At 69.6% G+C, this 25,760-nt stretch carries 22 protein-coding genes; 4 read left to right on the forward strand and 18 right to left on the reverse strand.

Annotated elements, in window-relative coordinates:
- Window positions 1-223 precede the first annotated feature (223 nt).
- Entirely contained in the window at window positions 224-871 is a 648-nt protein-coding gene (locus ACQ3HB_RS01595; protein ID WP_430917114.1) for an NAD(P)-dependent oxidoreductase, read from the forward strand.
- A 66-nt stretch (window positions 872-937) separates the two neighbouring features.
- Here the strand turns inward: ACQ3HB_RS01595 and ACQ3HB_RS01600 are convergent, their stop codons facing one another.
- The 5 genes from ACQ3HB_RS01600 to ddaH all read right to left on the reverse strand — a co-directional run bounded on the left by ACQ3HB_RS01600 (window position 938) and on the right by ddaH (window position 8,248).
- On the reverse strand, window positions 938-1,702 hold the full coding sequence (locus ACQ3HB_RS01600; protein ID WP_430917115.1) for a polyprenol monophosphomannose synthase: 765 nt from the start codon (window positions 1,700-1,702) through the stop codon (window positions 938-940).
- A 5-nt stretch (window positions 1,703-1,707) separates the two neighbouring features.
- Window positions 1,708-3,324, reverse strand: coding sequence for a glycosyltransferase family 39 protein (locus ACQ3HB_RS01605; protein WP_430917116.1), 1,617 nt, complete (start codon window positions 3,322-3,324; stop codon window positions 1,708-1,710).
- 223 nt (window positions 3,325-3,547) lie between these two features.
- Window positions 3,548-5,887 (reverse strand): glycoside hydrolase family 3 C-terminal domain-containing protein, encoded by a 2,340-nt coding sequence (locus tag ACQ3HB_RS01610; protein WP_430917118.1) that lies wholly within the window; start codon window positions 5,885-5,887, stop codon window positions 3,548-3,550.
- A 193-nt stretch (window positions 5,888-6,080) separates the two neighbouring features.
- Complete coding sequence (gene rocD, locus ACQ3HB_RS01615) at window positions 6,081-7,310, reverse strand: ornithine--oxo-acid transaminase (protein WP_430917750.1); 1,230 nt, start codon at window positions 7,308-7,310, stop codon at window positions 6,081-6,083.
- Between the two features lie 38 nt (window positions 7,311-7,348).
- Window positions 7,349-8,248 (reverse strand): dimethylargininase, encoded by a 900-nt coding sequence (gene ddaH, locus ACQ3HB_RS01620; protein WP_430917119.1) that lies wholly within the window; start codon window positions 8,246-8,248, stop codon window positions 7,349-7,351.
- A 162-nt stretch (window positions 8,249-8,410) separates the two neighbouring features.
- Between ddaH and ACQ3HB_RS01625 the strand changes: the two genes are divergently transcribed.
- Together ACQ3HB_RS01625 and ACQ3HB_RS01630 are read left to right on the forward strand one after the other, a co-directional pair.
- Window positions 8,411-8,848 (forward strand): Lrp/AsnC family transcriptional regulator, encoded by a 438-nt coding sequence (locus ACQ3HB_RS01625; RefSeq protein ID WP_422781892.1) that lies wholly within the window; start codon window positions 8,411-8,413, stop codon window positions 8,846-8,848.
- Between the two features lie 107 nt (window positions 8,849-8,955).
- Window positions 8,956-9,309, forward strand: a complete 354-nt coding sequence (locus ACQ3HB_RS01630) for a GntR family transcriptional regulator (RefSeq protein ID WP_430917121.1) — start codon at window positions 8,956-8,958, stop codon at window positions 9,307-9,309.
- 101 nt (window positions 9,310-9,410) lie between these two features.
- Here ACQ3HB_RS01630 and ACQ3HB_RS01635 read toward each other — a convergent pair whose 3' ends face one another.
- The 10 genes from ACQ3HB_RS01635 to ACQ3HB_RS01680 form a co-directional block, all read right to left on the reverse strand.
- Window positions 9,411-13,199: a proline dehydrogenase family protein gene (locus tag ACQ3HB_RS01635; protein ID WP_430917123.1), complete on the reverse strand. Its 3,789-nt coding sequence runs from the start codon at window positions 13,197-13,199 to the stop codon at window positions 9,411-9,413.
- Window positions 13,200-13,361: 162 nt separating this feature from the next.
- Complete coding sequence (locus ACQ3HB_RS01640; RefSeq protein ID WP_430917125.1) at window positions 13,362-14,348, reverse strand: DNA-3-methyladenine glycosylase family protein; 987 nt, start codon at window positions 14,346-14,348, stop codon at window positions 13,362-13,364.
- A gap of 146 nt (window positions 14,349-14,494) precedes the next feature.
- Window positions 14,495-15,052 carry an acyl-CoA thioesterase gene (locus ACQ3HB_RS01645; protein WP_430917126.1) on the reverse strand — a complete coding sequence of 186 codons (558 nt, stop codon included), beginning with the start codon at window positions 15,050-15,052 and terminating at the stop codon, window positions 14,495-14,497.
- Window positions 15,053-15,217: 165 nt separating this feature from the next.
- Complete coding sequence (locus tag ACQ3HB_RS01650; RefSeq protein ID WP_430917128.1) at window positions 15,218-15,874, reverse strand: GntR family transcriptional regulator; 657 nt, start codon at window positions 15,872-15,874, stop codon at window positions 15,218-15,220.
- 119 nt (window positions 15,875-15,993) lie between these two features.
- Complete coding sequence (locus tag ACQ3HB_RS01655; RefSeq protein ID WP_430917129.1) at window positions 15,994-17,127, reverse strand: bifunctional 2-methylcitrate synthase/citrate synthase; 1,134 nt, start codon at window positions 17,125-17,127, stop codon at window positions 15,994-15,996.
- Between the two features lie 200 nt (window positions 17,128-17,327).
- Window positions 17,328-18,227 carry a methylisocitrate lyase gene (gene prpB / locus ACQ3HB_RS01660; protein WP_430917131.1) on the reverse strand — a complete coding sequence of 300 codons (900 nt, stop codon included), beginning with the start codon at window positions 18,225-18,227 and terminating at the stop codon, window positions 17,328-17,330.
- Window positions 18,227-19,750 carry an MmgE/PrpD family protein gene (locus ACQ3HB_RS01665; protein ID WP_430917133.1) on the reverse strand — a complete coding sequence of 508 codons (1,524 nt, stop codon included), beginning with the start codon at window positions 19,748-19,750 and terminating at the stop codon, window positions 18,227-18,229. The genes prpB and ACQ3HB_RS01665 overlap by 1 nt, the downstream gene beginning before the upstream one ends.
- A 20-nt stretch (window positions 19,751-19,770) precedes the next feature.
- The gene (locus tag ACQ3HB_RS01670; protein ID WP_430917134.1) at window positions 19,771-20,571 is read right to left on the reverse strand and encodes a GntR family transcriptional regulator; all 801 of its coding nucleotides are present in this window, start codon (window positions 20,569-20,571) and stop codon (window positions 19,771-19,773) included.
- A 143-nt stretch (window positions 20,572-20,714) separates the two neighbouring features.
- Window positions 20,715-21,140: a helix-turn-helix domain-containing protein gene (locus ACQ3HB_RS01675; protein ID WP_430917136.1), complete on the reverse strand. Its 426-nt coding sequence runs from the start codon at window positions 21,138-21,140 to the stop codon at window positions 20,715-20,717.
- 180 nt (window positions 21,141-21,320) lie between these two features.
- Window positions 21,321-22,331, reverse strand: coding sequence for a zinc-binding alcohol dehydrogenase family protein (locus tag ACQ3HB_RS01680; RefSeq protein ID WP_430917138.1), 1,011 nt, complete (start codon window positions 22,329-22,331; stop codon window positions 21,321-21,323).
- Between the two features lie 71 nt (window positions 22,332-22,402).
- Here ACQ3HB_RS01680 and ACQ3HB_RS01685 point away from each other — a divergent pair, with 71 nt between their 5' ends.
- Window positions 22,403-22,813 carry a winged helix-turn-helix transcriptional regulator gene (locus ACQ3HB_RS01685; RefSeq protein WP_430917140.1) on the forward strand — a complete coding sequence of 137 codons (411 nt, stop codon included), beginning with the start codon at window positions 22,403-22,405 and terminating at the stop codon, window positions 22,811-22,813.
- Window positions 22,814-22,980: 167 nt separating this feature from the next.
- Here ACQ3HB_RS01685 and ACQ3HB_RS01690 read toward each other — a convergent pair whose 3' ends face one another.
- From ACQ3HB_RS01690 to ACQ3HB_RS01700, 3 genes are all read right to left on the reverse strand, one after another.
- On the reverse strand, window positions 22,981-23,805 hold the full coding sequence (locus tag ACQ3HB_RS01690; RefSeq protein ID WP_430917142.1) for an SDR family oxidoreductase: 825 nt from the start codon (window positions 23,803-23,805) through the stop codon (window positions 22,981-22,983).
- Window positions 23,802-24,779, reverse strand: coding sequence for an enoyl-CoA hydratase/isomerase family protein (locus tag ACQ3HB_RS01695; protein ID WP_430917144.1), 978 nt, complete (start codon window positions 24,777-24,779; stop codon window positions 23,802-23,804). Before ACQ3HB_RS01695 ends, ACQ3HB_RS01690 begins: the two co-directional genes overlap by 4 nt.
- Window positions 24,780-24,931: 152 nt before the next feature.
- A complete protein-coding gene (locus tag ACQ3HB_RS01700; protein ID WP_430917146.1) occupies window positions 24,932-25,711 on the reverse strand; it encodes an SDR family NAD(P)-dependent oxidoreductase in 780 nt (259 codons plus the stop codon).
- Between the last annotated feature and the right edge of the window lie 49 nt (window positions 25,712-25,760).

Genomic DNA, 25,760 nt, shown 5'->3' on the forward strand with positions numbered 1-25,760 from the left:
TCCCCACCCCGAAACCTCCGTTTTCGTGCAAGACGTGCCCTCGAGAAGGGCTGTATTGCACGAGAACGGAGGTTTCGGCGTTGGCGGCGGTGAGATCGATTCCACGGGTGAGGGTTTCCCCCGATGACCAGCGCCCCGGCCTCGACGACGATGGAAGGAGCAGTGTCGATCGGCAGTCCCAGCACCGAATGTGCCTGTGCTCGCACCCCAGGAAAGGAGCGTCTTGGCACATCTTCTCGTGCTCGGCGGCAGCGGCCGCACCGGGCGCCTCGTCCTCGAGGAAGCGCTCCGCCGCGGTCACTCGGTCACGGCGCTCGTCCGCGACGCCGGCCGGGTCGTGCCAGGCGAACGACTCACGGTCGTGGAGGGATCGCCGCTCGATCCTGAAGCGGTCGACGCCGCCAGCCGTGGAGCGCAGGCCGTCATCGTCGCCCTCAGCAACGGCAGCGCCGAGACGAGCCCGCCCGATCTCGTCACCGCATCCGTCCAGACCCTCACCGACACGATGCGCTCCCGCGGCATCCGCCGGGTCGTCCTGCTGTCCGCCCTCGGTTCGGGAGACTCCATCGGCAGCGTCCCGGCCCCCCTGCGCTGGGCGACCAGGATCATGCACCTCGGCACGGTCTACCGTGACCACGCCCACGCGGATGCGGATCTCCGCAGCTCCGGCCTCGACTGGACGATCGTCCGCCCGACGGTCCTCTCACCGAGCACTCGTCGTCGCCCGGTCGTCGCCGTGCAGGCCGGTCACTGGCCGACCTCGATCCGCATCAGTCGGACCGATGTCGCCGACTACCTCCTCGACGCCGTCGAGAACGACGCGCTCATCGGCGCCGCCCCCGTCATCTCCTCGGGGACCGCGGCGGACTGAACGGACACGGCGTCGCCTGCAGCAGCACGGGCAGCCGATGCCGCGAGAGCCGCAGCCGCAGCCGCGCTAGTCCGCTTTGGTGGCGATCGGCGCAGTCGAGGTGCTCTGCCGCCCGAACCGGGCCGGAAGGCCGCGCAAGCCCCATCCGGTGACGCGGATCATGGCCTCGACGACGATGCCCGTGGACATCTTCGACGTGCCGTAGACGCGCTCGGTGAAGGTGATGGGCACTTCGACGATGCGGAGGCCCTCTGTATAGGCGTGCCAGAGCATGTCGACTTGAAAGCCGTAGCCGTGGCTGTGCACGCTGTCGAGCCGGATGCGATCGAGCGCGTCGGCCGAGAACACCCGGTAGCCGCCCGTGATGTCCTTGACGGGGATGCCGAGCACCACGCGGGCGTAGCTGCTCCCGGTCCGGGAGATGGCTTTGCGGTGCGCCGGCCAGTTGACGACCGATCCGCCTGGCACCCACCGTGAACCGAGCACGACGTCGGCGCCATCGGACGCGGCGAGGAGCGCTGGGAGCTCTTCCGGTGCGTGCGATCCGTCCGCGTCCATCTCGACGAGCGTCGTGTATCCGCGTTCGAGGCCCCACGCGAAGCCTGCCTTGTACGCGGCCCCGAGACCTTCCTTACCTGCCCGATGCACAACGGACACGGCGGGGTCCGCGGCCGCGAGGCCGTCCGCGATCGCCCCGGTGCCGTCCGGCGAGTTGTCGTCGACGATCAGAACGTCGACGTCAGGAGTCGCGACGCGAACCCGTGCCACGATCCGCTCGACGTTCTCACGTTCGTTGTAGGTGGGGATGATGACCACCGTGGTACTTGTCATGCGTCCTATCCTCGAGTCATTTCATAGAGTACCGTCCGGTGCAGATGCACTTCGTGCGCGATGCTGAACCCCGCTGCTTCGAAGGCCGGGAGGATCTCCGCCTGCTGCTCGGGGGTCTTCGTGAACGACGGCGTCGCGATCGAGAGCCACACGGTGTCGTACCCGTCGACCAGATCGGTCGAGTCCGCGGCGGGAACCGCGACGTCCCACAGCCCGTCGGTGTCCTGGAACGGCGTGACGAGACCCACATCGACGAGGCCCGCGAACGCCTCCGGGTACATGTACTTCGCGAGGCGAGGCTTCCGCGACGCCCGCGTGTTGTCGTCGAAGACGATCGCCTGACCGGGCTTCGCCTGCTTGGCGATGACAGATGCGACGGACGCCCAGTCGGTTCCGCCGTTCTTCGCGAACGGCTCCCGCTGTCCCACCCAGGTGGGGATCGCCGCGGCGAGCACGGCGGCGGCGAGGACCGGGACGAGCCACTTCGCGCGCACCGTCCGCGCGATCGCGACGATGCCGACGGCGATGAGGATCGCGACGGCCGGTGCTGTGAAGGAGAGGTAGCGCGGCGAGTAGAGCGGTGTGAAGCGGTCGCCGATCGCGAGCAGCACCGTGGGGATGACGAGCCAGGCGAGGCCGACGACGAGCAGCGACGGGAGGCGCCTCGCCGCGGGACGGAACAGTGCGACGAGCTTCGACGGCTGCACGCGTCCGGCGCGGTGACGCAGCAGGACGACCGCCCCGATCACGGCGCCGGCCACGATGAGGGTCCACGAGATGATCGCGAGCGGCTTGTTGTCGAACCAGGGGCTCACGAAGATCCCGACGACGTTGAAGCTGGACCGGCTCGCGAGGAAGGCGATCTGCTCACGCTCCAGGTAGGAGATGATCACGACGGGCAGAGCGATGAACGCGCCCGATCCCAACGCGATGCCGGCGCGCAACCACGTCTGGCGGTCGGTCCGCATCACCAGCGCAACGACCCCGAAGACGAGGATGAAGAGGCTCGAGTAGATGAAGAGTGAACAGGCGAGGGCGAACAGCGCCCCGAAGGCGACCCACGGCATGATCCGTCGTTCACGCGCGGAGACCAGAGCGATGAACGCGACCATGAGCCAGACGACGAGCGCGATCGTCATGGCGTAGGAGCGAGCCTCCATGCCCATGTAGGTCACGCGCGGCAGGATGATGAACACGCCCGCTGCGACGAGCCCGACGGTGCGTCCGGCGAGTTTCGTGGCGAGGAGCGCGACGCCCATGGTCGCGATGCCGATGGCGATGGCGCTCGGGAACCGGACCGAGAACGGCGATGCGCCGAAGAGGTCGATCCAGACGTGGAGGATCGCATAGTAGAGCCCGTGGACGGCGTCGACGGTGCTGAGCATGCGGCCGAGCGACTCCCAGGAGCGTTCCGCCGACATGATGCTCGCCGCTTCATCGCCCCACAGGGACGGGATCCACGAGCCGGTCGCGGACACTGCGACGCCCAGGATGCCCAAGAGGACGAGCATCCGGATCGGCAGGCTGCGGGCGGCGCCCCACGCTGTCGTGGGTGTCCGGGGGATGGTTCGGTCGAGTACGGCCGTCGGCCCACCCACCTCGTTGCCTCGCGAATCGCTCACAGCTCATGACACGCCATCAGTCTGTACGACAGCTGTGCGAATGCCATGAACCGGAGGACGTTCAGATGGTAGGCCCGATCCGGACGCCTCCGGTTCACCGTGGTGGACGGCGCGTTTTCTGCGCCCGGATTCGGGTCGCAGCTCGTCGAAGTGGGACCCTTCGACAGGCTCAGTGATCGGATCCGGTCACTGAGCTCGTCGAAGTGTCTGAGGGACCGACCGTCTACGAGCCGTTGGCCGCAGCGACGAGCTGCGCGACACCGTCCTCCGTGATGGGGCTGCCGGGGAACGACGCGACGCGACCGAGCGGCATCGACGCCATCATCTTGACGATCGCCGGATCGCCGAACATCCCGGCCTCGTCCCCCGCACCGGCCGCGGCCTGCATGGCCTGGCCGAGGACCGCTCCGCCGACGGGGTGCGCGAGCCATTCGCCGATCGTCGACTCCGCGTCCAGCGGGAGGATGGGTTCATCACCGGCCAACTCGACGTCGGCAGCCGTGCGCAGGTCTCGAGAGGAAGCCCCGACCGCGAAGCCGTACACGCCCCGCTCGACGACCCAGCGACCGGCGAGCGGGTGGAAGACGGCGAGATCGGCGAGACGGACGTCCACGACGACGTCGCGGCCCTCCCCCGGCTCGAGGTCGACCGCTTGGAACCCCTTGAGCTCCCGGACGGGTCGGGCGAAGGCCGATGCCGCGACCGATCCGTACACCTGGACGATCTCGCGCCCGGCGACCGATCCCGTGTTGGTCACGGGGACGACCACCCGGACGACGCCGGCCGCTTCGTCGAGCTGCGCCGCTGCATCGCCGTACGCGAACGTCGTGTAGGAGAGGCCGTGGCCGAACGGGTAGCTCACCGCGATGTCACGCGCGTCGAAGTGCCGGTAGCCGACGAAGAGCCCCTCGCCGTAGCGGACGTGCCCGAACTCGCCCGGGAAGTCCAGGTACGCGGCCGTGTCCTCGATGCGCAACGGGATGCTCTCCGCGAGACGCCCGGAGGGGTTCACCGCGCCGAACAGCACGTCGGCGAGCGCGCCGCCGCCCGCCTGCCCGAGGAGCCAGCCCTCGACGATCGCGGGGACGCGGTCCGCCCAGCCGGACACGCGGACGACGCCTCCATTGGCGAGGACGACGACCACGTTGGCGTTCACGGCGAGCACCGCGTCGAGGAGCTCGGTCTGAGCGGCCGGGAGTTCGAGGTGCTCCCGGTCGAAGCCCTCCGACTCCTCCTCACCAGGAAGGCCGAGGAAGAGGAGGACGACGGATGCACCTCGGGCCGCGGTGACGGCCTCTGCTGCGAGCGCAGTGTCGTCGCCCACGACGTGGCCCGGCGTGGACTCGCCAATCGTGAAACCGGGTGCGAAACGGACCGTGCGGCCGCCCGCAGCGTCGCGGATGGCGTCGAGCGCCGCATCGAGCTTCGTCGGGTTGATCTGCGAACTGCCTGCACCCTGGTACCGGGGCGTGCGGGCGAACTCGCCGATGACCGCGATGTCGCCATCACTCGCGTCAGCGGCCGCCGCGCCGGCGAGCGGCAGGACGCCTCCTTCGTTGCGGAGCAGGACGATGCTGCGGCCCGCGGCCTCACGGGCGAGCGCATGGTGGGCGTCCGGGTCGTAGCTCGCGGTGTCGTCGGCGGCGGCGACCGCACGATCGGTGAGGCGCAGGAGCCGGTCCACGGCGGTGTCGAGCACGGACTCGTCGAGCGAGCCGTCCTGGACCGCAGTGACGACGGCCGCATCGGTCCGGCCGCCCGAGTACGGCATCTCGAGGTCGAGCCCGGCCGCGAGTGCCGGCACCCGGTGCGCGACGGCGCCCCAGTCCGAGACGACGACGCCGTCGAAGCCCCACTCGCCGCGCAGCACGTCCGTGAGGAGCCACGGGTTCTCGGCGGCGGACACGCCGTTGATGCGGTTGTAGGAGCACATGACGGTCCACGGCTGCTCGTCGGTGACGACCCGCTGGAACGCGCGCAGGTAGATCTCGCGCAGCGGACGCTCGTCGATGTCGGCGCTCACGCGCATCCGATCGGCTTCCTGGTTGTTGGCGGCGAAGTGCTTGAGCGATGTGCCGACGCCCTGCCCCTGGAGGCCCCGGACGAGCGCGCTGCCGAGCACCCCGCTCACGATGGGGTCCTCGGAGAGGTACTCGAAGTTGCGGCCGCACAGCGGGGAGCGTTTGATGTTGATGCCGGGGCCGAGGAGGACGGCGACGCCCTCCGCCTTCGCCTCTTCGCCGAGCGCCGCGCCGACACGTTCGAGGAGTTCGGGGTCCCACGTGGACCCGAGCGCGACGGCGGGTGGGAAGCACGTGGCCGGCACGCTGTCGAGGAGGCCCAAGTGGTCCCCGCCCTGCACCTGCTTGCGGACGCCGTGCGGGCCGTCGGTCAGATACCAGGAGGGAACGCCGACGCGCTCGACGGCCTTCGTGCTCCAGAAGTCCGCGCCGCTCGTCAGTGACGCCTTCTCCTCGAGCGTGAGCGACGCCGTCTTCGGGTGCGCGGGAGCCGGTGCGTCGCCCGTGGTCGGTTCGCTTCTGGTCTGGTCGGCAGCAGTCATCGCAGGTCCTCCATCGCGATCCCACCGGGACCGCATCGTCCGTCCCGTCGCTCGCCGACGGTGGAACGATGGTAGCACGCAAAACCGAACGCGTGCTAGGTTTTCACCGCCGGTGCCTGAGCCGGTCTCCGGTCCCTGAGCCCGTCGCCGGCCCCTGAGCCTGTCGAAGGGCCACGAACCCGCCGAGAAGGCATCACCCGCGCAGCACGGCCTCCAACTGGTCGACGGCCCAGTGCACGTCTGCCTCGGAGATCACGATGGGCGGGGCGAGGCGGATGGTCGACCCGTGCGTGTCCTTCGCGAGGAGCCCACGTTCCATGAGCCGTTCGCACACCTCACGCCCCGTGCCCTTCGCGGGATCGATGTCGATGCCGGCCCAGAGCCCGGCCCCACGCACCGCGACGACCCCGTGCCCGACGAGCGCGTCGAGCCGAGCGCGCAGGACGGCACCGAGTTCGCGGGCACGTTCCTGCGGATCACCCGTCGCGAGCATCCCCACCACGGCCCGGCCCACGGCGGCCGCGAGCGGGTTGCCGCCGAAGGTCGAGCCGTGTTCTCCGGGGTGCAGGACCCCGAGCACGTCCCGGTTCGCCACCACGGCGGACACCGGCACGATGCCGCCGCCGAGCGCCTTGCCGAGCAGGTAGACGTCCGGCACCACGTCGACGAGGTCGCAGGCGAATGTGGCGCCGGTCCGACCGAGCCCCGACTGGATCTCGTCCGCGATGAAGAGGACGTTCCGCCTCGTGCAGACCTCGCGCACGGCCGGGAGGTAGTCGGCGGGCGGCACGATGATGCCGGCCTCGCCCTGGATCGGTTCGATGAGCACGGCGACCGTGTTCTCGTCGATCGCCGCTTCGAGCGCCTCGGCGTCACCGAACGGCACGGTTCGGAACCCGGGGGTGAACGGACCGAAGCCGGCGCGCGCCGACTCGTCGTCGGAGAAGCTGATGATCGTCGTCGTGCGACCGTGGAAGTTCCCGGCGGCCACAACGATGTTCGCGAGCCCGTCCGGCACCCCCTTCACCCGATAGCCCCACGCGCGGGCCACCTTGATGCCGGACTCGACCGCCTCGGCGCCCGTGTTCATCGGGAGGACCATGTCCTTGCCGGCGAGCGCGGCCAGTTCGGTCACGAACGGCCCCAGCTGGTCGTTGTGGAACGCACGGCTCGTGAGGGTGATCCGCCCGAGTTGCGCGCGGGCGGCATCGAGCAGCACCTCGTTCGAGTGGCCGAAGTTCACCGCGGAGTACGCGGCGAGGCAGTCGAGGTATCGCCTGCCGTCGACATCGGTCACCCAAGCGCCTTCACCCGACGCGACGACGACGGGCAGCGGGTGGTAGTTGTGGGCCGCGTGCTCGTCCTCGAGGGCGATGAAGCCGCCGGTTCCCGCTTCGCGGTCCGTGGCGGACCCGATGTTCATCGGAGCGTGCGTCGCGGAGCCCGTCCGCACCTTGCCGCTCATACTCGGAGCTCCAGCGTGCAGCACTTCACTCCGCCGCCGCCGAGCAGCAGCTCGGACAGGTCGACGCCGATCGGGTTGTACCCGCGTTCCCGCAGTTGCGCCTCGAAGCCCGTCGCGCGTGCCGCGATGACGACGTTGCGACCGTCGGAGATCGAGTTGAGACCCAGCACCGCCGCATCCTCCGCGCTCACCCTGATGGCGTCCGGATAGCGTTCCTCGAGGATCCGGTTGCCCTCCTCGCCGAAGGCCTCTGGAAGGTAGGCGATGTTCGCGTCGGCGTCGTCGGTCAGCGGATCGAGCACCGAGATGGCCGTGTCCAGGTGGTAGAAGTTCGGGTTGACGAGCGTGAGGCTCACGACCTCTCGGTCGTAGATGCGACGCACCTCGTCGTGGCTGCGCGGATCGGTGCGGAATCCGGTGCCGGCGAGGATCGTGCCGCCGACGAGCATGATGTCACCCTCGCCCTCGTTGACGAATTCGGGTTCGACGACCCGGAAGCCCGCCTCGCGGAACCAGTCCATGTACGCGGGACCCTCGGCAGCGCGCTCCGGATGGGCGAACCGCGCCCCGTAGGCGACGCCGTCGAGCGTGAACCCGCCGTTCGCCGCGAAGACCATGTCCGGGAGGCCGTCCCGCGGATCGATGAGCTCGAGCGTGTGGCCGAGCGTGCGGTACGCCTCCTGCAGGGACTCCCACTGCCGCACCGCGAGTGAGGTGTCGGTCGGGTCCTCCGGATGCATCCAGGGGTTGATGCGATAGCTCACCGTGAAACGGTCCGGTCGGCACATGAGGTACCTGCGGGCGCTCGCGCTGCGATCGGGCGCCGCGACGGTTTCCGGGGCGATGCCCGGAGTCACGTCGGGGGCGGATTCGGCGGTGTCGGTCGTCGATGACATGTCGTCCTCCAGGAGGGCTGCTCGGGCGGACCAGGTCCTTGGCCCCGAGGGGCACGCCGTTGCCAGTGTTACACGCCGATCGAAGCGTTTTCATGAGAGAGCGCGCAAGAAAGCTGCGTATTAGCCGTGAACTACGCAAGAAATGAGCGTAGACTGGTGATCATGGACAACCTCGACCGCGGCATCATCGACCTCCTCCGACAGAACTCCCGAGCCGGCTACGGCGACATCGGTTCGGTGGTGGGGTTGTCGGCATCCGCGGTGAAACGCCGGGTCGACCGCCTCGTCGCCGACGGCGTCATCCAGTCCTTCACCATCCAGGTGGACCCCACCGTGGACGGCATGCAGACAGAAGCCTACGTCGAACTCTTCTGCCGCGGAACCGTTTCCCCCAGCGAACTGCTCCGCATCCTCTCCGGAGTGCCGGAGGTCGTCGACGCGGGAACAGTCACCGGAAGCGCCGACGCCATCGTCCACATGCGTGCGCGCAACATCCCTGCGCTCGAAGACGCCCTCGAGAAGGTGCGCGTCGCCCCCAATGTGGACCACACGCGGAGCGCGATCGTCCTCACCCGCCTGATCCACCGACACGTCGACTGATCCCACCCCACCCCACCCCCACATTCCGCCGAGGTGAGGCTTCCGGTTGTTCCCGGGCACCCAGAACAACCGGAAGCCTCACCTCACCGGCCCAGTACCCTCGAAGCATGGACTTCACGATCGACCAGACCGGCACCGTCGCCGTCTTCGAACAGTTGCGCACCCAGGTCATCGAAGCGGTTCGCGACGGCAGCCTCGCGGCGGGCGCCAAACTCCCGACCGTCCGCGGACTGGCCGACGAGCTCGGGATCGCACCCAACACGGTCGCGAAGGCGTACCGCGCCCTCGAAACGGACGAGGTCATCGAGACCCGTGGTCGCGCCGGGACGTTCATCTCCGCACACGGCGATGCCACGGAGCGCCATGCGCAGCAGGCAGCAGTGGCGTTCGCGGACCGCATCCGTCAGCTGGGAGTCTCCCCGGCCGATGCGCTCGCGCTCGTCGAGGCCGCCCTCCGCTGAGCCCCGTGCCCGGAGCCCCATCAGTACAGGGCCGTCAGCACAGGGTCATCAACACAGCGCCGTCAGCACAGGGCCGTCAGCACAGCGCCGTCAGCACAGGGTCAGATGACGCCCTGAGTCCAGGTTGTCGGCGTCCCGAAGCGGTGCGCGGTGATCGCGATCGCCTGTTCGTGGAGGAACGGCAGGAGCTCCACCCGGCCCGACTGGGTGACGGGGCCGGCGTAGATCGCGATCTCCGGGTCGCCGCCGAGCGCCTCGGCGAGACGAGCGGCGAGCGGTTCGGCCGCAGGACGCAGTGTCGCGGGGACGGCGGAGGCATCCACGAAGATGGTGTCCGACCCGGAGACGACGTCGTCGAACACGGGCTCGCGACGAGGCCCGACGATGCGGACGCGCGGCGCGAACGGCACCTGCTCGGCACCGTCGCCGACATCGATCGACGCGCGTGCGGCCATCCGTGCGATCCACTGCTCGTCGGTCTCGAGCGAGACGGGGATCTGGAGTTCGCTCAACCAGTCACGCACCTCACGGGGCAGTCGCCCGCCGAGGCTCACGGTGAAGCGTGAACGCGATCGGACCGCGGCGATGAGCACACGGAGCGCGTCGCCCAGATCGGCGCCGGCGGCCATGCGGACCGAGACGGGGACCGGCCGGTATCGGAAGAGATTGCGCTCGACCCCGAGCTGGGAGACGTCGCGCACCTCGCCGTACTCCGTGCCCCACACGATCGCGTCGCTCAGCGCGGATCGTCGCAGGACGTCGAACGCCTCGTAGGTGAGCGAGGGCTGCGCGGCTTCGATGAGCTTGGCGATGCGCGTGTCGAGCCCGCGCAAATGCAGGGTGCGACTCGCGGATCCCGGATCCGGAAGCCAGTCGCCGAGCCCGATGAGATAGTTGGGACCGCCCGCCTTCGCGCCGGCGCCGACCGATGACCGCTTCCAGCCGCCGAACGGCTGCCGCTGCACGATCGCACCCGTGATCCCGCGGTTGACGTACAGGTTGCCCGCCTGGACGGCGTCGAGCCACTCGGCGAGGTCCGTGTGGTCGAGCGTGTGCAGCCCGGCGGCGAGGCCGTACGGGGTCGCGTTCTGGGCGGTGATCGCCTCGGCGAGCGTCGGCACGTGCATCACACCGAGGATCGGACCGAAGTACTCCGTCAGGTGGAACGGCGATCCCTGCTGCACGCCCGTGCGCACACCGGGCGACCACAGGCGTCCGCTCGGCTCGCCGCCGGTCACGGACGAGTCGTCGAGGAGCGTCGGCTCGACGAGCCAGTGCTCGCCGAGGCGCAGCTCGGTGAACCCGGAGAGGAGCTTGGGACCGGCCGGTTCGATGATCGGACCCATGCGGGCGGCGGGGTCTGACGGCCATCCGACACGAATCGACCGGACCGCGTCGGCGAGCTGACGCAGGAAGCGTTCGGAGCGGGCGACGGATCCGACGAGGATCACGAGCGACGCCGCCGAGCACTTCTGCCCGGCATGTCCGAACGCGCTCTGGACGATGTCCGCGACCGCGAGGTCGAGATCGGCGCTCGGGGTGACGATGATCGCGTTCTTGCCACTCGTCTCCGCCAGGAGCGGCAGCTCGGGCCGCCAGCTGCGGAACAGTGCAGCCGTGTCGAACGAACCCGTGAGGATCACACGATCGACGGCGGGATGGGTCACGAGGTGCTGACCGAGGCCGTCCTCGGCGACGTCGACGAGTGCCAGGACATCGCGCGGGACTCCGGCGTCCCAGAGCGCCTCCACGAGCACGGCGGCGCTCCGCCGGGCCTGCGGGGCCGGCTTCACGATGACGCCGCTACCGGCGGCGAGCGCGGCGAGGATGCCGCCGGCCGGGATCGCGACGGGGAAGTTCCACGGCGGTGCGATGACGGTCAGGCGCGACGGCACGAACCGCGCCCCCCGCATCTCGTCGAGTTCGCGCGCCCTGGCCGCGTAGTAGTTGGCGAAGTCGACGGCCTCGCTGACCTCCGGGTCGCCCTCGGCGATCGTCTTGCCGGTCTCGCTCGCCATGACCTCGATGAGCTGGGTGCGGCGGGACGCGATCTTCCTGGCCGCGGCCTGGAGGACGGTCGCGCGGTCCGCGGCCGGACGAGCGCCCCAGCGGGCCCCTGCCGCGATGACCGACGTGATCGTGCGGTCGAGAACCGCCTGGTCGGTGACGACCGCCGCGTCGATGACCGCCGTGCCGAGCGTGGAGCCGGGCACACGCCGAAGCAGCGCGCCCGCCCATTCGCGGTTGCGGGCGAGCGACGGATCGGTGTCGGGCGTGTTCGCGAAACCGACAGCACCGTCGAGGATCCCACCGCGCTCGGAGCGCGAGAACACGGCCGTCTCGACGAACCCCGTCGAGGTCAGGACGCCGTCGGAGTGCGAGCCGCGGTCGAGGTCGAGCACCTGCTTGGTGAGGTCCTCCGCCTCGTCCTCCGCGACGGGGTCACGGAAGCGATCATCGCCATCGAACCGCACCGGTTCGATCTCCTCCGACAATCGATCCTGCGTGCGGTTCGGGGTCGGCACCTCGCCGTACGTCTCACGCAACGCCTCCACGGAGGCGAGGAATCGGCGGCGTTCACGCGCGAAGAGCGTCGGCTTCGACGACAGCTCGAACACGGCCGACATGAAGTTCTCGTGGCTCGCGTTCTCCTCGAGACGCCGCACGAGGTACGCGATCGCGACGTCGAACTCCTTGGGGTCGACCACGGGCGTGTAGAGCAGCACCTGCCCGACCTCGCGTTTGATGGCCTCGACCTGCCCCGTCGCCATGCCGAGCAGCATCTCGAAGTCGACGCGATCCGTCACTCTGCGGTCGTTCGCGAGCAACCAGGCGTAGGCGATGTCGAACAGGTTGTGTCCCGCGACGCCGATCCGGACGGCCGCCGTGTGCTCGGGCGTGAGCGCCCACTGCAGGACCCGCTTGTAGTTGGTGTCGGTTTCGAGCTTCGAGGCCGTGGTGGCGAGCGGCCAGCCGTGGAGCGCGGCGTCGACGTGCTCCATCGCGAGGTTCGCGCCCTTCACGAGGCGCACCTTGATCGGGGCGCCTCCGCCGGCCACCCGGTGCTTCGACCATGCGGTGAGCTGCATGAGTGCTTCGAGCGCGTCCGGCAGGTACGCCTGCAGGACGATGCCGGCCTCGGCGTCGCGCAGCCGCGGCTGGTCCAGCAGCGTCGTGAACACGGCGATCGTGAGGTCGAGGTCGCGGTACTCCTCCATGTCGAGGTTGATGAACGTGCCGGACGACATCGCCTCCTCGACCACGGGTGTGAGGCGCTCCACGATACGGGCGACGGCTTCGTCGAACGACCACATGGACAGCTGGCTCGCGATCGACGACACCTTGACGGACACGTAGTCGACATCGGGGCGTTCGATGAGGGTCCGCACGCCGGCGAGGCGCTTGGCGGCTTCCGCCTCCCCCAGCACGGCCTCGCCGAGGAGGTTGAGGTTGAGGCGGGACCCGTCTGCCCGGAGCGCCGTCATCGCGGCCCCCAGGCGGTCCGGCCTGGCGTCGACGACGAGGTGCCCGACCATCCGCCGCAGCACGTACCGCGCGATCGGGACGACCGCCCACGGCACGACGGGGCCGATGACGCCGCCCGCGCGGATCGCGAACCGCAGGTGCCACGGAAGGAAGCTCGGGGTGAGTCGGGCGACGGCTGCGAGGTTCGTGCCGGCGACGAAGTGGTCCTCCGGGCGCATGACGCCGTCGACGAAGCCCACCGTGAAGGCCAGCCCGTCAGGGTCGCGGAGGACGTCCGCGAGACGCTGGGCGGCGGGGTCCGTCGGAGCCTTGGATCCTTCGTCCACCCATCGGCTCGCGAGCGCGATCGCCCGGTGCTCGAGCCCGGTCACTTCGGGGGACGCATCGTCCGGAACGTTCGCCATGGTCCCAGACTATTCGGTGCAGCCCGGGAGACCCCTTCGTGAACCGCCAGTCCGGTCACTGAGCCTGTCGAAGCACCGCGGTCACTGAGCCTGTCGAAGCACGCCGGTCACTGAGCCTGTCGAAGCACCCCGGTCACTGAGCTTGTCGAAGTGTGAGCCGCCTCAGTGCCGCCGGTGATCCTGGATCGTGATCTTCGGCCCGCGCCTCGGCTTGTGGATGCCGCTCCGGCCGATGAGTCGTAGCACCCGCTGACGGTGGCCGGCCCAGGGCGCGAGGAGTTCGAGCATCGCGTCGTCGTCCACGGGAGCGCCCGTGAGCGCCACCCCGACCGACGACGCCAGGTGGTAGTCGCCGACGCTCACCGCATCGGGATCGCCGTGCGCGCGCAACGCGACCTCCGCTGCCGTCCACACGCCGATGCCGGGCAGGCTGCGGAGCCGACGCGACGCCTCGGCGGGCGGTTCGTCGATGGTGCGCTCGATGGCGTCGGCGAGGCGGGACGCGCGGACCACGGTCTCGGAGCGCTGCGGGCCGACACCGGCCGTGTGCCACTCCCAGCTCGGGATCATGCGCCAGGTCTCTGCGCCGGGTGCGACGACCATGCCCTCCGGCGCGGGTCCGGGAGCCGGTTCGCCGTGCGTGCGCACGAGTTGCCGCCATGCGCGCCAGGCTTCGAGCGCGGTGACCTTCTGCTCGAGCACGGCGGGGACGAGCATCTCGAACACGAGCCGGTTGCGGCTCAGACGGAGCCCGGGGTTGCGTCGGAGGACTTCGGAGAGGAGCGGACTCGTCGAGACGTCGAGGTCCGTCCAGTCGTCGTGGGCTCCGAGGAGCGCTGGAACGCCGTCGATCGCCCATTCTGCGCCCGGCCCCCACGCGGTCGCCTCGATCCCACCCGCCGACCACAGGCCGACGTGCAGGGTCGCGCCGCCCGAGGGCGTGCGCATCGTGAGCCACACGCCCGTCGGCGTCCGGCGGAAGCAGGGTCCGTCGCCGCCCCTCGCGATCAGCTGCAGGGTCGTGTGGACGTCGATCGGCTCGGCGGGCCGGTACCGCGTGCTCGCGCCGTCGGCTCGCTCGCGCCCCCTCGGCGTCGCGGCGCCCGCCCCGTCGGCGCCAGCTTCGGTTCGGATCGACAGGATTGACATCCCTCTCACCCTACGTCCGCCCTCCGACATCCCACCCACCCCACCCACCCCACCCACCGCACCTCTTCTGCCGAGGGGTCGCAAAGTGCGGGTCGGCGTCGTCCGCACCCGCACGTTGCGACCCCTCGGCAGAAGGTGAGGGAGGGCTACCAGTCGGAGGGGGCCGGGGCCTTCGTGGGCGGGAGCGCGACGTCGACCGCCCACTGCTTCTGCCAGTCCGGGACCGACACGTCCGCGGGCGGCGGACCCGTGACCTCGAGGAGCTCGGCGATCGACACCGTCCCGCCGGACTTCTTGAGGAACCGTCCGCGCACGAGCGCCTGCGTGTACACCTCACCGCCCACGACCGCCCGGTGCTCGATGAACACGCCCTTGTCGTCGTACCCCGTCACCCGCGACTCCACCGTGAATCGCTGCCACAGCTGCAACGATTTCCGGAAGGTGATGCTCTCGCTCGAGACGACCGGATACCAGCCGCGGGCGTTGAACTCGTCCCACAGCCCGTTGCGGATGAGCAGGTCGAAGCGTCCCAGGTCGAAGATCGACAGGTACACGCCGTTGTTCATGTGGCGGAGGAAGTCGAGATCCGTCGGCAGGACGCGAACCCGGATCCGGCCGACGTCCCAGTGCCCGATCGACTCGCCGCGACGCAGCCGACGACGTGACGTGAAGAACAACCACAGGGTGCGGAACATGAGATGCATGGCTCGGATGCTATCGCCGCAGGCCGCGCCGATTCACCTCGACTGTCGAAGATGCACAACAGCTGCCGCATGCGATGCCCCGGCGTTGTCCCGGGTCACCAGAGGGCGACGTCGGACGGGCCCGGTCCGGGCCCCGACGTCACGAGGTGCGTCAGTCGTGCGACGTCAGGCAGGGAGCGACGTGGAGAGCTGGAAGACGTGCTCGACCGCGAGTTCCGCAGCGACGGCGTCGTCCGCGAGGATCGCCGCGCGCAGTTCCGGGTAGCCGCTGTCGAGCGCGTCCCACTCCTCGGTCGCCTCGGTGCGCGTGACCGACAGTCGGTACGCCAGGCCGTTGACGATGTCGCGGGTCGCGGTCACGAGGACGGCGTTGGGGCAATAGGAGACGAACTCGTCGATCATGTCCCAGGAGACGCGGTCGTGCGCTTCGGCGTCGCGCTTCTCGACCGTCGCGATCGCGGCGTCGATCGACTTCACGATGGCGGTGCGCTGCTGCTTCGAGAGCGCGGGGACGGTCACGCGAACGACGCCGCCGACGAGGGCGCCGAGCGTCTGCAGGAGGTACACGCGGTCTTCGGGCGACGGCTGGGCGACGCGGGTGTAGCGCTGCGGGGCCATCTCGATGAGACCGAGGCGGGCGAGGTCGTTGAGCGCCTCGCGGATCGGGGTGCGGGACACGCCGAGCCAGTCCTGCAGCTCCTGATCGTTGAGGTTCTCACCCGGCTTCAGCGTGCCGTCGAAGATCGCTGCTTTGATCTGCTCGGCCGCCGTCTCCCGGAGGGACTTACGCTCGAACTGCGGCTGACCGGACGGTACTGGCATGGGAGATTCCCTCTCGTGGAGTCGCTGGTGTCGTGTACATCAGCGTACTCCTCAGATCCGTCACGTGGTGGACAACCGACGTGCTTTTCGTCACCTGGTGGCGACTTGTGATGCGGCTCTCAGCCGAGGTGCCGCTCCTCCGGTCCGACGTACTCCGACAACGGCCGGATGAGCGCGTTCGATGCGAGCTGCTCGGCGACGTGCGCCGTCCAACCGACGACCCTCGAGGCCACGAAGAGCGGCGTGAACGTGGGGGTGTCGAAACCGATGAGGTTGTACGCGGGGCCCGACGGATAGTCGAGGTTCGGCTTGATGTTCTTGCGCGACACCATCGCGTCCTCGAGCGTCGTGTACAGCTCCAGGACGTCGGGGCGGTCGTAGTGCTCCGCGAGACGCTCGAGCGAGGCGCGCATCGTCGGAACCCGCGAGTCGCCGTTCTTGTAGACGCGATGCCCGAAGCCCATGATCTTGCGCTTCTCGGCGAGCGCGGCCTCCAGCCACTCGACGGCGTGGTCTGCGGTCCCGATCTCGTCGAACACGTGCATGACGGCCTCGTTCGCACCACCGTGGAGCGCACCCTTGAGCGCGCCGACGGCACCGACGACAGCCGAGTACAGGTCGGCGAGCGTCGAGGTGATGACCCGAGCCGTGAACGTGGACGCATTGAAGGAGTGCTCCGCGTACAGGATCATCGACACGTTGAACGCCTCCACGACGACGGGATCCGCTTCCTCACCGAAGGTCATGAACAGGAAGTTGGCGCTGTAGTCGAGGTCGTCGCGCGGCGGGACGACGTCCTGGCCGCGACGACGGCGCTGGTCGTAGGCGACGATCGCCGGCAGCTTCGCGTACAGACTCACGGACTTGCGCGAGTTGGATTCCGGGCTCGCGTCCTCGGCCTCCGGATCGTTCGCACCGATGACGCTGATCGCGGTCCGCACGACGTCCATCGGGTGGCACGTGGTGGGCAGCAGGTCGATGGCGGCCTTGACGTTGTCGTCGAGCGCACGCTGGCCGCGCTCGTCTGCTTCGAACGCCGCGAGCTGCTCATCGCTCGGCAGTTCACCGTTCCACAACAGGTACGCGACCTGCTGGAAACTGCACTGCGCGGCGAGCTCCTGCACGGGGTAGCCCCGGTAGAGGAGCGAGTTCGTCTCCGGATTGACCTTCGAGACCGCGGTGACGTCGACGACGACCCCCGCGAGACCCTTCTTGATGTCGCTCGTCGCGTTCGTGGTGCCGGTGCCCGTCATGTCTGCTCCTTTGCTGAATCCGTGCTGATGATGCTGTGCCCTTCGACAGGCTCAGGGACCAGCAGGCCGGTCACTGAGCTCGTCGCCCTTCGACAGGCTCAGGGACCGAAACCCCGGTCACTGAGCTTGTCGCCCTTCGACAGGCTCAGGGACCGAAACCCCGGTCACTGAGCTTGTCGAAGTGTCTCACGGTGCGATGACTAACGGTTGACCGTGAAGTTGAAGACCGAACCGTCGAACCGGTTGTAGCCCTCGTAGTCGATCAGTTCGTAGAGATCGGCCCGATGCTGCATCTCTCCGAGTTTCGAGGTGAGCGATCCCTCCTCGGTCACGGTGTCGAGCGCCCGACCGGCCGCCCCCATCGCGATCCGCAGCAACGACACCGGCCAGATGACGATGTTGATGCCCACGTCTGCGAGCTGCTGCGAGGTGAACAGCTCGCTCTTGCCGAACTCGGTCATGTTGGCGAGGATCGGCACGTCGACGGCCGCGCGCATCGCCGCGAACTCCTCGAGCGACCGCATCGCTTCGGGGAAGATCGCGTCCGCCCCGGCGTCGACGAGCTTCTTGGCCCGGTCGATCGCGACGTCGAGTCCGTCGACGGCGGCGATGTCAGTGCGCGCCATGACGAGGAAGTTCGGGTCCCGGCGTGCGTCGACAGCGGCCCGGATGCGGCCGAGCGCCGTGCCCTCGTCGACGACCTGCTTGCCGTCGAGGTGCCCGCAGCGCTTGGGGTTCACTTGGTCCTCGATGTGCGCGCCGGCGAGGCCCGCGTCCTCGAGTTCCTGGATGGTGCGCGCCACGTTCATCGGCTCGCCGAAGCCGGTGTCGGCATCGACGATCGCGGGTAGTTCGGTCATGCGGGCGATCTGCTTCGCGCGGCCGGCGACCTCGGTGAGCGTCGTCAGCCCGATGTCGGGGAGCCCGAGGTCCGCGGCGAGCACGGCGCCCGAGATGTACACGCCGTCGAAGCCCTTCTGCTCGATGAGGCGCGCGGACAGCGGATTGAACGCGCCGGGGAAGCGCAGCAGCTCGCCCGTCGCGAGCCGTTCACGGAAGGCGCGACGCTTGTCGGCCGGTGTCGTCTGCGAGTACAGCATCAGAAGAGTCCCGTCGGGTGGGGTGCGGCGGCCAGCACACCGGGTGCGGCCTGGATGGTGAGGGCGGCGACCTCGTCGGCCGTCAGTTCGGGAAGGCGCTCGGCGAGGCCCAGGAAACGCTCGATCTCGTCCGGTTCGAGGACCTCGGCGGCGAGGGCGCGGAACTTCGCGATGTAGTCGGCACGGGCGAAGGGGCGGGCGCCGAGTGGATGCGCATCGGCCACCGCGATCTCGTCGACGATCGTCGTGCCATCGGTCAGCGTGATCTCCACGCGGCCGCCGAAGGCCTTCTCGGCCGGGTCGATCGAGTGGTAGCGGCGCGTCCACTCCGGGTCCTCGGCCGTCGTGATGCTGTGCCACAGGGCGACGGTGTCCGGACGGCCGGCGCGCTCGGGCGTGTAGGAGTCGACGTGGTGCCACGCGCCGTCCTGCAGCGCCACGGCGAAGATGTACGGGATCGAGTGGTCGAGGGTCTCGCGCGACGCCGTCGGGTCGTACTTCTGCGGGTCGTTCGCCCCCGAGCCGATGACGTAGTGCGTGTGGTGCGAGGTGTGGATGACGATGCTCTGCACGGCGCCGTCTGCGAGCAACTCCGGGTGCTCGTTGTGCAGCTTCCGCGCGAGGTCGATCCATGCCTGCGCCTGGTACTCGGCCGAGTGCTCTTTCGTGTAGCTGTCGAGTATCGCGAGCTTCGCCTCCCCCTCGCCGGGCAGTGGCACCTCGTAAGAAGCGTCGGGGCCGTCGAGCAGCCACGCGATGACGCCGTCCTCGCCCTCGTAGATGGGTGACGGGCTCGTCTCGCCGCGCATCGCCCGATCGACGGCTTCGACCGCCATCTTGCCGGCGAATGCGGGGGCGTGCGCCTTCCACGTGGAAATGGCGCCCTTGCGGGACTGGCGTGTGGCCGTCGTCGTGTGGAGGGCTTGGCCGATGGCCTGGTAGATCGTGTCCTGGTCGAGGTGCAGCATCGTGCCGATGCCGGCGGCGGCCGACGGGCCGAGGTGCGCGACGTGGTCGATCTTGTGGGCGTGGAGGCTGATGGCCTTCACGAGGTCGATCTGGATCTCGTAGCCGGTCGCGATGCCGCGCACGAGGTCGGCGCCCGTCGAGCCGACGTGCTGGGCGACGGCGACGATGGGCGGGATGTTGTCGCCCGGGTGCGAGTACTCGGCCGCGAGGAAGGTGTCGTGGTAGTCGAGCTCGCGGACGGCGACGCCGTTGGCCCAGGCCGCCCACTCCGGCGAGACCCTGCGTGCCTGGTCCGGGCCGAAGACCGTCGAGCCGTCGCCGCCCGTGCTCACGGGGTGCGCGAGCGCTTGGGCTCTGGCCGAGGAGACCGGCTTCCGAGTGAGGGATGCCGCCGCGACGGCCGCGTTGTCGATCACCCGGTTGATGATCATGTCGACGACCTCCGGAGCCACCTCGACGGGGTCGGTCGCGACGCGCGCGAGCTGCCAGGCGAGCTGGCCCTCCTTCGCGAGGTTCTCGTCGCTCCGGTGGACGCGCAGGTGGTGCTGGATCATGGTGATTCCTTTCGGGCCGCTCACGCGGACTGTGCGATGCTCGTGCCGGTCGCCGGGTCGACCCCGGTCACTGAGCCGGACCCGGTCACTGAGCCGACCCCGGTCACTGAGCCGACCCCGGTCACTGAGCCGGACCCGGTCACTGAGCCGGACCCGGTCACTGAGCCGGACCCGGTCACTGAGCTTGTCGAAGTGCGGACGGCATGGATGCTGCTGAGGCTGTGGTGGAGGTGGACGTGGGTCGCGTGGGCGGCGAGCTCCTCGTCGCCGGCCGCGATGGCTTCGGCGATGAGGCGATGCTCGGCGGCCGCGGCGAGCAGGCGCGCGGGACGGTCCTGCGACAGACGGCGAACCCGATCGAGGTGTGCGCGGAGGTTCCCGAGCGCCTGCGTCAGGTACGGATTGGCGGCGGCCGCATCGATCGCACTGTCGAACCGGCTGACGAGCTCGTAGTAGTCGTGTCGTGCATCATCTTCGGCGAGGAGGGTCGCTGCATCGGCGAACTCTGCGGCGAGCGCCCGGAAGACCGCGGGGTCGCGCCGCTCGGCCGCGAGTCGCGCCGCTTGTTCCTCGAGTGCGCGGCGGACGCGGAAGAGGTCGTCGATGCGGTCGGTCGACACCTCGGTCACGACGAGTCCGCGGCCGGGCGTCGAACCGACGAGCCCTTCGGCGCTGAGCCGGGAGAGCGCTTCGCGGAGCGGGGTCCTGGAGATGCCGAGGCGGGTGGACTGCTCGACTTCGGCGAGGACCGTTCCGGGACGGAGGTGGCCGGCGATGATCTCCTCGCGGAGCGTGCCGTAGGCGCGATCACTCGCTCGCACTCGGACCTCCTCGCGACTTCTGACCGCTCTATTGTATACAGAACGCCGCCCGGGCGCCACGCCTCAGCTCTTTTTGAGGCTCTCTGTATACACGGGCCTCCTCCGCCGGACACACCCTCCCGCAGAAGGGGTCGGATCGGAGGCTATGCGGCGAGCAGTGCGGCGTTCGGAGCAGAACGCTCCGCCAGCTCGGAGACCTCGGCGGGCCCGGCGAGCGTGTGCTCGTCGCCGGCACCTTCGCCGGGCACGGACGGCAGCGCGACGAGGTGACCGCGCGATGCATCGGCTCCGGTGATCGTGGCACCGACCCCGGCACCGACGAGGTCGAGCGACGCCTCTGCGCCGGACTCGATGCGATCGGCGATCTCGAACATCACGAGGTCGAGCCGGGTACGGAGTGCGGCGGCGATGGTCGCGAGCACTTCCGACGAGGCGTCCTTGCGGCCCCGCTCCAGCTCGGAGAGGTAGGGCGTCGACACGTTCGCGTCACTCGCGACGTCGTGGAGCGTGCGTCCCTGATCGGTCCGGAGCGAGCGCAGCACGTCTCCCAGAGCTTCCCGCACCAACATGCCGATCCCCTTCCCGCATCCACGGGACCCGCCTGTTCGGAACCGGGTCCGTGCTGATCGGTTTCACCCTAACCCCGGCGTCGGACCACACTTCGATGCGACATTCTGCTCGTGGCGGACAGAGCGACCCGCCCGGACCCGCCCATGGCGCACCCGCAACACCCGAGTGCGCCGCCGAACTCACTCGCGGGCGACCACGACCTTGCCGACCGTGCGACCCGATTCGACGAGCCGATGCGCTTCCCGCAGGTTCGCGGCGTCGAGGCCGTGCAGGGTCGTGCTGAGCGTCGTGCGGAACCGTCCGGCGTCGACGAGCTCTGCGACGCGGTCGAGGAGCCGATGCTGCTCGATCATGTCGTCCGTCTCGTACAGCGCCCGCGTGAACATGAGTTCCCAGTGCCACGTGATGCTCTTCGATTTGAGCGGGCGGATGTCGAGTCCGTCCGGTTCGTCGATCGCGGTGATCTCGCCGCCCGGGGCGACGATCGCAGCGAAGGTGTCGATCATCCCGGCGGAGAACGGGGTGAAGACGTACCGGACGCCCTGTGGCGCGATCTCGGCGAGCTGGGCGACGAGGTCTCCGTGGTGGTCGACGACATGGTGTGCACCGAGCTCGCGGACCCATGCCTCCGATTCGGGCCTCGACGCCGTCGCGATGATCGTCACGTTCGTGAGTTCCCGCGCGAGCTGGATCATCGCGGAACCGACGCCGCCCGCACCGCCGAGGACGAGCAGGGTGTCGTCGCTCTGCGCGGTGAGTCGGAAGCGGTCGAAGAGCGCCTCCCACGCCGTGATGCTCGTGAGCGGGAGCGCGGCGGCCTCCGCGAACCCGAGCGATGCCGGCATGCGACCGACGATGCGTTCGTCGACCGCGTGGAGATCCGCATCGGTCCCCTGCCGATCGATGGATCCCGCCGAGTAGACGCGGTCGCCGACCGCGAACAGGGTGACGGCATCACCGATCGCCTGGACCGTCCCGGCCTGGTCATAGCCGAGCACGCGCCACTCGCCGCCGGGGTCGGAACCCGCCCGCTGCTTGACGTCGACGGGGTTCACCGACACCGCCTCGACGCGGACGAGGACGTCGTGCGGTCGGAGGGTCGGGACGGGGAGCTCGATGTCCTCGAGGCTCGCTGGATCGGTGATGGGGAGGTTCTTCCGGTACGCGACGGCGTGCATCTGTTCGGTCATGTCGCGAGCGTACGCCGGGGGTGGTGGTTACCCGCAAGGGGACTTGGTTCCCTTCGGGTACCATGGCGATCGTGAAGGATGAGGCACCGACCGAGAACCACGCAGCGGACTGCGATCGCAACGACGTCTACGCCGCCGCGTGTCCGTGCCGCGACATGCTCGATCTCATCGCCAACAAGTGGACGGCGCTCGCGATCGGCGCCCTCGAGGACGGCACGCTGCGCTTCGGCGAGGTCAAGCGCCGCCTGGAGGGCGTGAGCCCGAAGGTCCTGACGAGCACGCTGCGGAAGCTGGAGGAGAGCGGCCTCGTGGAGCGGACCATCGTCCCCGGCGTACCGTTGCACGTCGAGTACTCGCTGACCGAGCTCGGCCGCAGCGCGACGGCCCCGCTCGCCCACATCCGGTCCTGGGTCGAGCAGAACATCCATCAGGTGCCGGCCTACACGGGACATCCGGCTCAGCCCGCACCCCTCGACCGGTAGCGTCCGCCCCGCGCGTCCGCCCCTGACCCCGGTGCCCGCGTTCACAACTCAGGAGCGAGGCGGCGCGTCGTCCGCGACACGCCGCCTGCGGAAGCCGACACGCCGAGGCCGTCCTGAGTTGTGAACACGCACGACCCTTCGACAGGCCACCGAGGGGACGCCGCCGCTTAGAGGAAGATGTCGGGGAAGAGCTCCGACTCGTCGACACCCGGCGAATACTTCGACAGGTCCGTGACGCCCGCGGCGGCGAGGACGTCCTCGACGAGCAACGACTGTCCCGTCAGCTCGCGCGACGGACGGATGAGCACCTCGTACGCGGCATCGGCGTAGATCTCGGGTGTGCGGCTCTTCGCGAGCATCGCCTCACCGCCCAGGATGTTGCCCACCGCCGCGGTCTTGATCGTCGTCTTCGGCCAGAGCGTGTTCGCCGCGATGCCGTCGCGCGCGAACTCCGCCGCCATCCCGAGGGTCGCGAGCGTCATCCCGTACTTCGCCATCGTGTACCCGGTGTGCCCGCCGAGCCACTTCGGGTCGAGGTTGATGGGCGGCGAGAGGGAGAGGATGTGCGGGTTCGCGGACTCCTTCAGCTGCGGGATCGCGGCCCGGGACAGCATGAACGTCCCGCGCACGTTGACGTCCTGCATGAGGTCGTAGCGCTTCGCATCCAGTTCGAGCGTGCGGGAGAGGTTCAGCACGCTCGCGTTGTTGACGACGATGTCGATGCCGCCGAACTCGCCGATCGTCTCGAACACGGCCCGCTGGATGTCGTCGTCGTTCCGGACGTCGCCGAGGATCGGCAGTGCCTGTCCTCCCGCCGCACGGATGGCGTCGGCGGCGGTGTGGATCGTGCCGTCGAGACGCGGATCGGGCTCACCGGTCTTGGCGAGCAGCGCGATGTTGGCACCGTCCTGGGCGGCGCGGATCGCGATAGCGAGGCCGATGCCGCGGCTGCCGCCCGACATGAGGATCGTGGTTCCGGCGAGGGTCGTCATGCGTGCTCCTGGTGATCGGCGCTGGCTGCGGGGTACGGGTGCGGTTTGGGTCGTGCGGATGGCGATGGCGCTGCGGAGACGGCCGGCGCGGGCGCTGCAGGCTCAGCAGGCGCTGCAGGCGCTGCAGGCGCTGAAAGCTCAGCGGCCAGCGGCGCCGCAGGCACCGTCGGGGCGGGCTTCGCCGAAGCCTGCTGCTGCTTCGACGCGGCCGCGAACGCGCTGATGCGCGCTTCCGCGTCGGGAGTCTCGATGGCGGCGCCGATCGTGCGGGCTTCGTCGTCGAGGGCGTCCTGGTAGCTGCGCCCGACGCCGCCGCGCAGCAGGCGCCTGGCCTGTCCGAACGCGCCCGTCGCCCCCTGGATCCAAGACCGTGCGATCTCCCGTGCACGGTCGGCGAGCGCGTCTGCCGGGACGACTTCGGTCACGAGCCCCCAGTCGAGCGCTTCTACAGCGGAGAGCGTGCGCGGGGTGAGGACGAGTTCGAGCGCCCTGCGCATCCCGATCGCCTCCGGGAGGAGCGTGCTGACGCCGCAGTCGGGGGTGAGGCCGATGTCGGCGTACTTGCTCACGAACTTCGCCCTGTCGGATGCGACGATGACGTCGGCGACGAGCATGAAGCCGAGGCCGCCGCCGGCGACCGCGCCCTGCACTGCTGCCACGATCGGCTTGCCCGCGTCCTGCAGGAAGCGGTGGCCCTCGTGGATCGTGTCGGCGAGGTCCGTGACCATCACGCCGCGACCCGCGCCGGATGCTGCTCCGAGTCCCGCCATCTCGAGCACGTCGCCGCCAGCGCAGAACGCGGGGCCGTTCGCGTCGAACAGGACCGCGCCGATGTCATCGCGACGGGCGATCTCGGCGGCGATGTCCCGCCACCTCGTCGCCGCGTCCGGGTTGATCGCGTTCAGCCGGGCGGGACGGTTGAGCGTGACGTGCGCCACTCCCCCGTCGACCTCGAACAGGATGCTGTCGCTCATGCGATTCCTCTCGTGCGGTTGGTGTTGCTGTGCTCATGGCCCTTCGACACGCTCAGGGACCGGGGAGGCGCTGCCGGACATGGCCCTTCGACACACTCAGGGACCGGACCATGCGGTCCCTGAGCGTGTCGAAGGGCCCACCCCTACCCCGCTCACCTCGGCGCCATCCGGATGGCGCCGTCGAGTCGGATGGTCTCCCCGTTGAGATACCCGTTCTCGACGATCTGCAGCACGAGCGCCGCGTACTCGTCGGGTCGGCCGAGTCGCGCCGGGTACGGGACCTGCTCGCCGAGCGACGCCTGCGCCGCCTCCGGGAGCCCCGCGAGCATCGGCGTCTCCATGATCCCGGGTGCGATCGTGACGACGCGGATGCCGTAGCGCGCGAATTCCCGTGCGATGGGGAGCGTCATCGCGTGCACCCCGCCTTTCGACGCGGCGTACGCAGGCTGCCCGATCTGGCCGTCGAACGCGGCGACCGATGCCGTGTTCACGATGACGCCGCGGTCCGTCCCCGGCCCGCGCTCGTCGTTCGCGGGCTCGTTGTGCTGCATCGCGTCGGCCGCGAGCCGGATGACGTTGAACGTGCCGACGAGGTTGATGCGGACGACCCGCTCGAACGCGGCGAGGTCCGCGGGTCCGTCACGGCCGAGCACTTTGGCGGGCGGTGCGATGCCAGCGCAGTTCACCAGGATCCGCAGCGGGCCACGGGAGGTCGCCTCCTCCACCGCCGCTTGCACCTGCGGGCCGTCGGTCACGTCCGCGGGAACGAACGTCGCGAAGCCGCCGAGCTGTTCGGCGCGCTCCACCCCGGCAGAACCGGGCAGGTCCACGATGACGACCCGCGCGCCCGCACCCGCGAGCCGGGTCGCCGTCGCCAGGCCGAGGCCGGAGGCTCCACCCGTGACGATGGCCGATGCGCCAGTGATGTCCATGCTGTTCCCCTCGTCGTGCGGTGTCGGTCGTGCGTCGGAATGGTCGTCG

The sequence above is a fragment of the Plantibacter lichenum genome, assembly GCF_050587525.1.
In the GTDB taxonomy this organism is placed as follows: domain Bacteria; phylum Actinomycetota; class Actinomycetes; order Actinomycetales; family Microbacteriaceae; genus Plantibacter.

What these genes read in the sequence shown, in the direction of transcription:
- ACQ3HB_RS01600 (WP_430917115.1), bottom strand. Translation starts at nt 1,702, where the DNA reads ATGACAAGTACCACGGTGGTCATCATCCCCACCTACAACGAACGTGAG.
- ACQ3HB_RS01610 (WP_430917118.1), bottom strand. Translation starts at nt 5,887, where the DNA reads ATGACTGCTGCCGACCAGACCAGAAGCGAACCGACCACGGGCGACGCA.
- rocD (WP_430917750.1), bottom strand. Translation starts at nt 7,310, where the DNA reads ATGAACATCGGGTCCGCCACGGACCGCGAAGCGGGAACCGGCGGCTTC.
- ddaH (WP_430917119.1), bottom strand. Translation starts at nt 8,248, where the DNA reads ATGTCATCGACGACCGACACCGCCGAATCCGCCCCCGACGTGACTCCG.
- ACQ3HB_RS01625 (WP_422781892.1), top strand. Translation starts at nt 8,411, where the DNA reads ATGGACAACCTCGACCGCGGCATCATCGACCTCCTCCGACAGAACTCC.
- ACQ3HB_RS01630 (WP_430917121.1), top strand. Translation starts at nt 8,956, where the DNA reads ATGGACTTCACGATCGACCAGACCGGCACCGTCGCCGTCTTCGAACAG.
- ACQ3HB_RS01635 (WP_430917123.1), bottom strand. Translation starts at nt 13,199, where the DNA reads ATGGCGAACGTTCCGGACGATGCGTCCCCCGAAGTGACCGGGCTCGAG.
- ACQ3HB_RS01640 (WP_430917125.1), bottom strand. Translation starts at nt 14,348, where the DNA reads ATGTCAATCCTGTCGATCCGAACCGAAGCTGGCGCCGACGGGGCGGGC.
- ACQ3HB_RS01645 (WP_430917126.1), bottom strand. Translation starts at nt 15,052, where the DNA reads ATGCATCTCATGTTCCGCACCCTGTGGTTGTTCTTCACGTCACGTCGT.
- ACQ3HB_RS01650 (WP_430917128.1), bottom strand. Translation starts at nt 15,874, where the DNA reads ATGCCAGTACCGTCCGGTCAGCCGCAGTTCGAGCGTAAGTCCCTCCGG.
- ACQ3HB_RS01655 (WP_430917129.1), bottom strand. Translation starts at nt 17,127, where the DNA reads ATGACGGGCACCGGCACCACGAACGCGACGAGCGACATCAAGAAGGGT.
- prpB (WP_430917131.1), bottom strand. Translation starts at nt 18,227, where the DNA reads ATGCTGTACTCGCAGACGACACCGGCCGACAAGCGTCGCGCCTTCCGT.
- ACQ3HB_RS01665 (WP_430917133.1), bottom strand. Translation starts at nt 19,750, where the DNA reads ATGATCCAGCACCACCTGCGCGTCCACCGGAGCGACGAGAACCTCGCG.
- ACQ3HB_RS01675 (WP_430917136.1), bottom strand. Translation starts at nt 21,140, where the DNA reads ATGTTGGTGCGGGAAGCTCTGGGAGACGTGCTGCGCTCGCTCCGGACC.
- ACQ3HB_RS01680 (WP_430917138.1), bottom strand. Translation starts at nt 22,331, where the DNA reads ATGACCGAACAGATGCACGCCGTCGCGTACCGGAAGAACCTCCCCATC.
- ACQ3HB_RS01690 (WP_430917142.1), bottom strand. Translation starts at nt 23,805, where the DNA reads ATGACGACCCTCGCCGGAACCACGATCCTCATGTCGGGCGGCAGCCGC.
- ACQ3HB_RS01695 (WP_430917144.1), bottom strand. Translation starts at nt 24,779, where the DNA reads ATGAGCGACAGCATCCTGTTCGAGGTCGACGGGGGAGTGGCGCACGTC.
- ACQ3HB_RS01700 (WP_430917146.1), bottom strand. Translation starts at nt 25,711, where the DNA reads ATGGACATCACTGGCGCATCGGCCATCGTCACGGGTGGAGCCTCCGGC.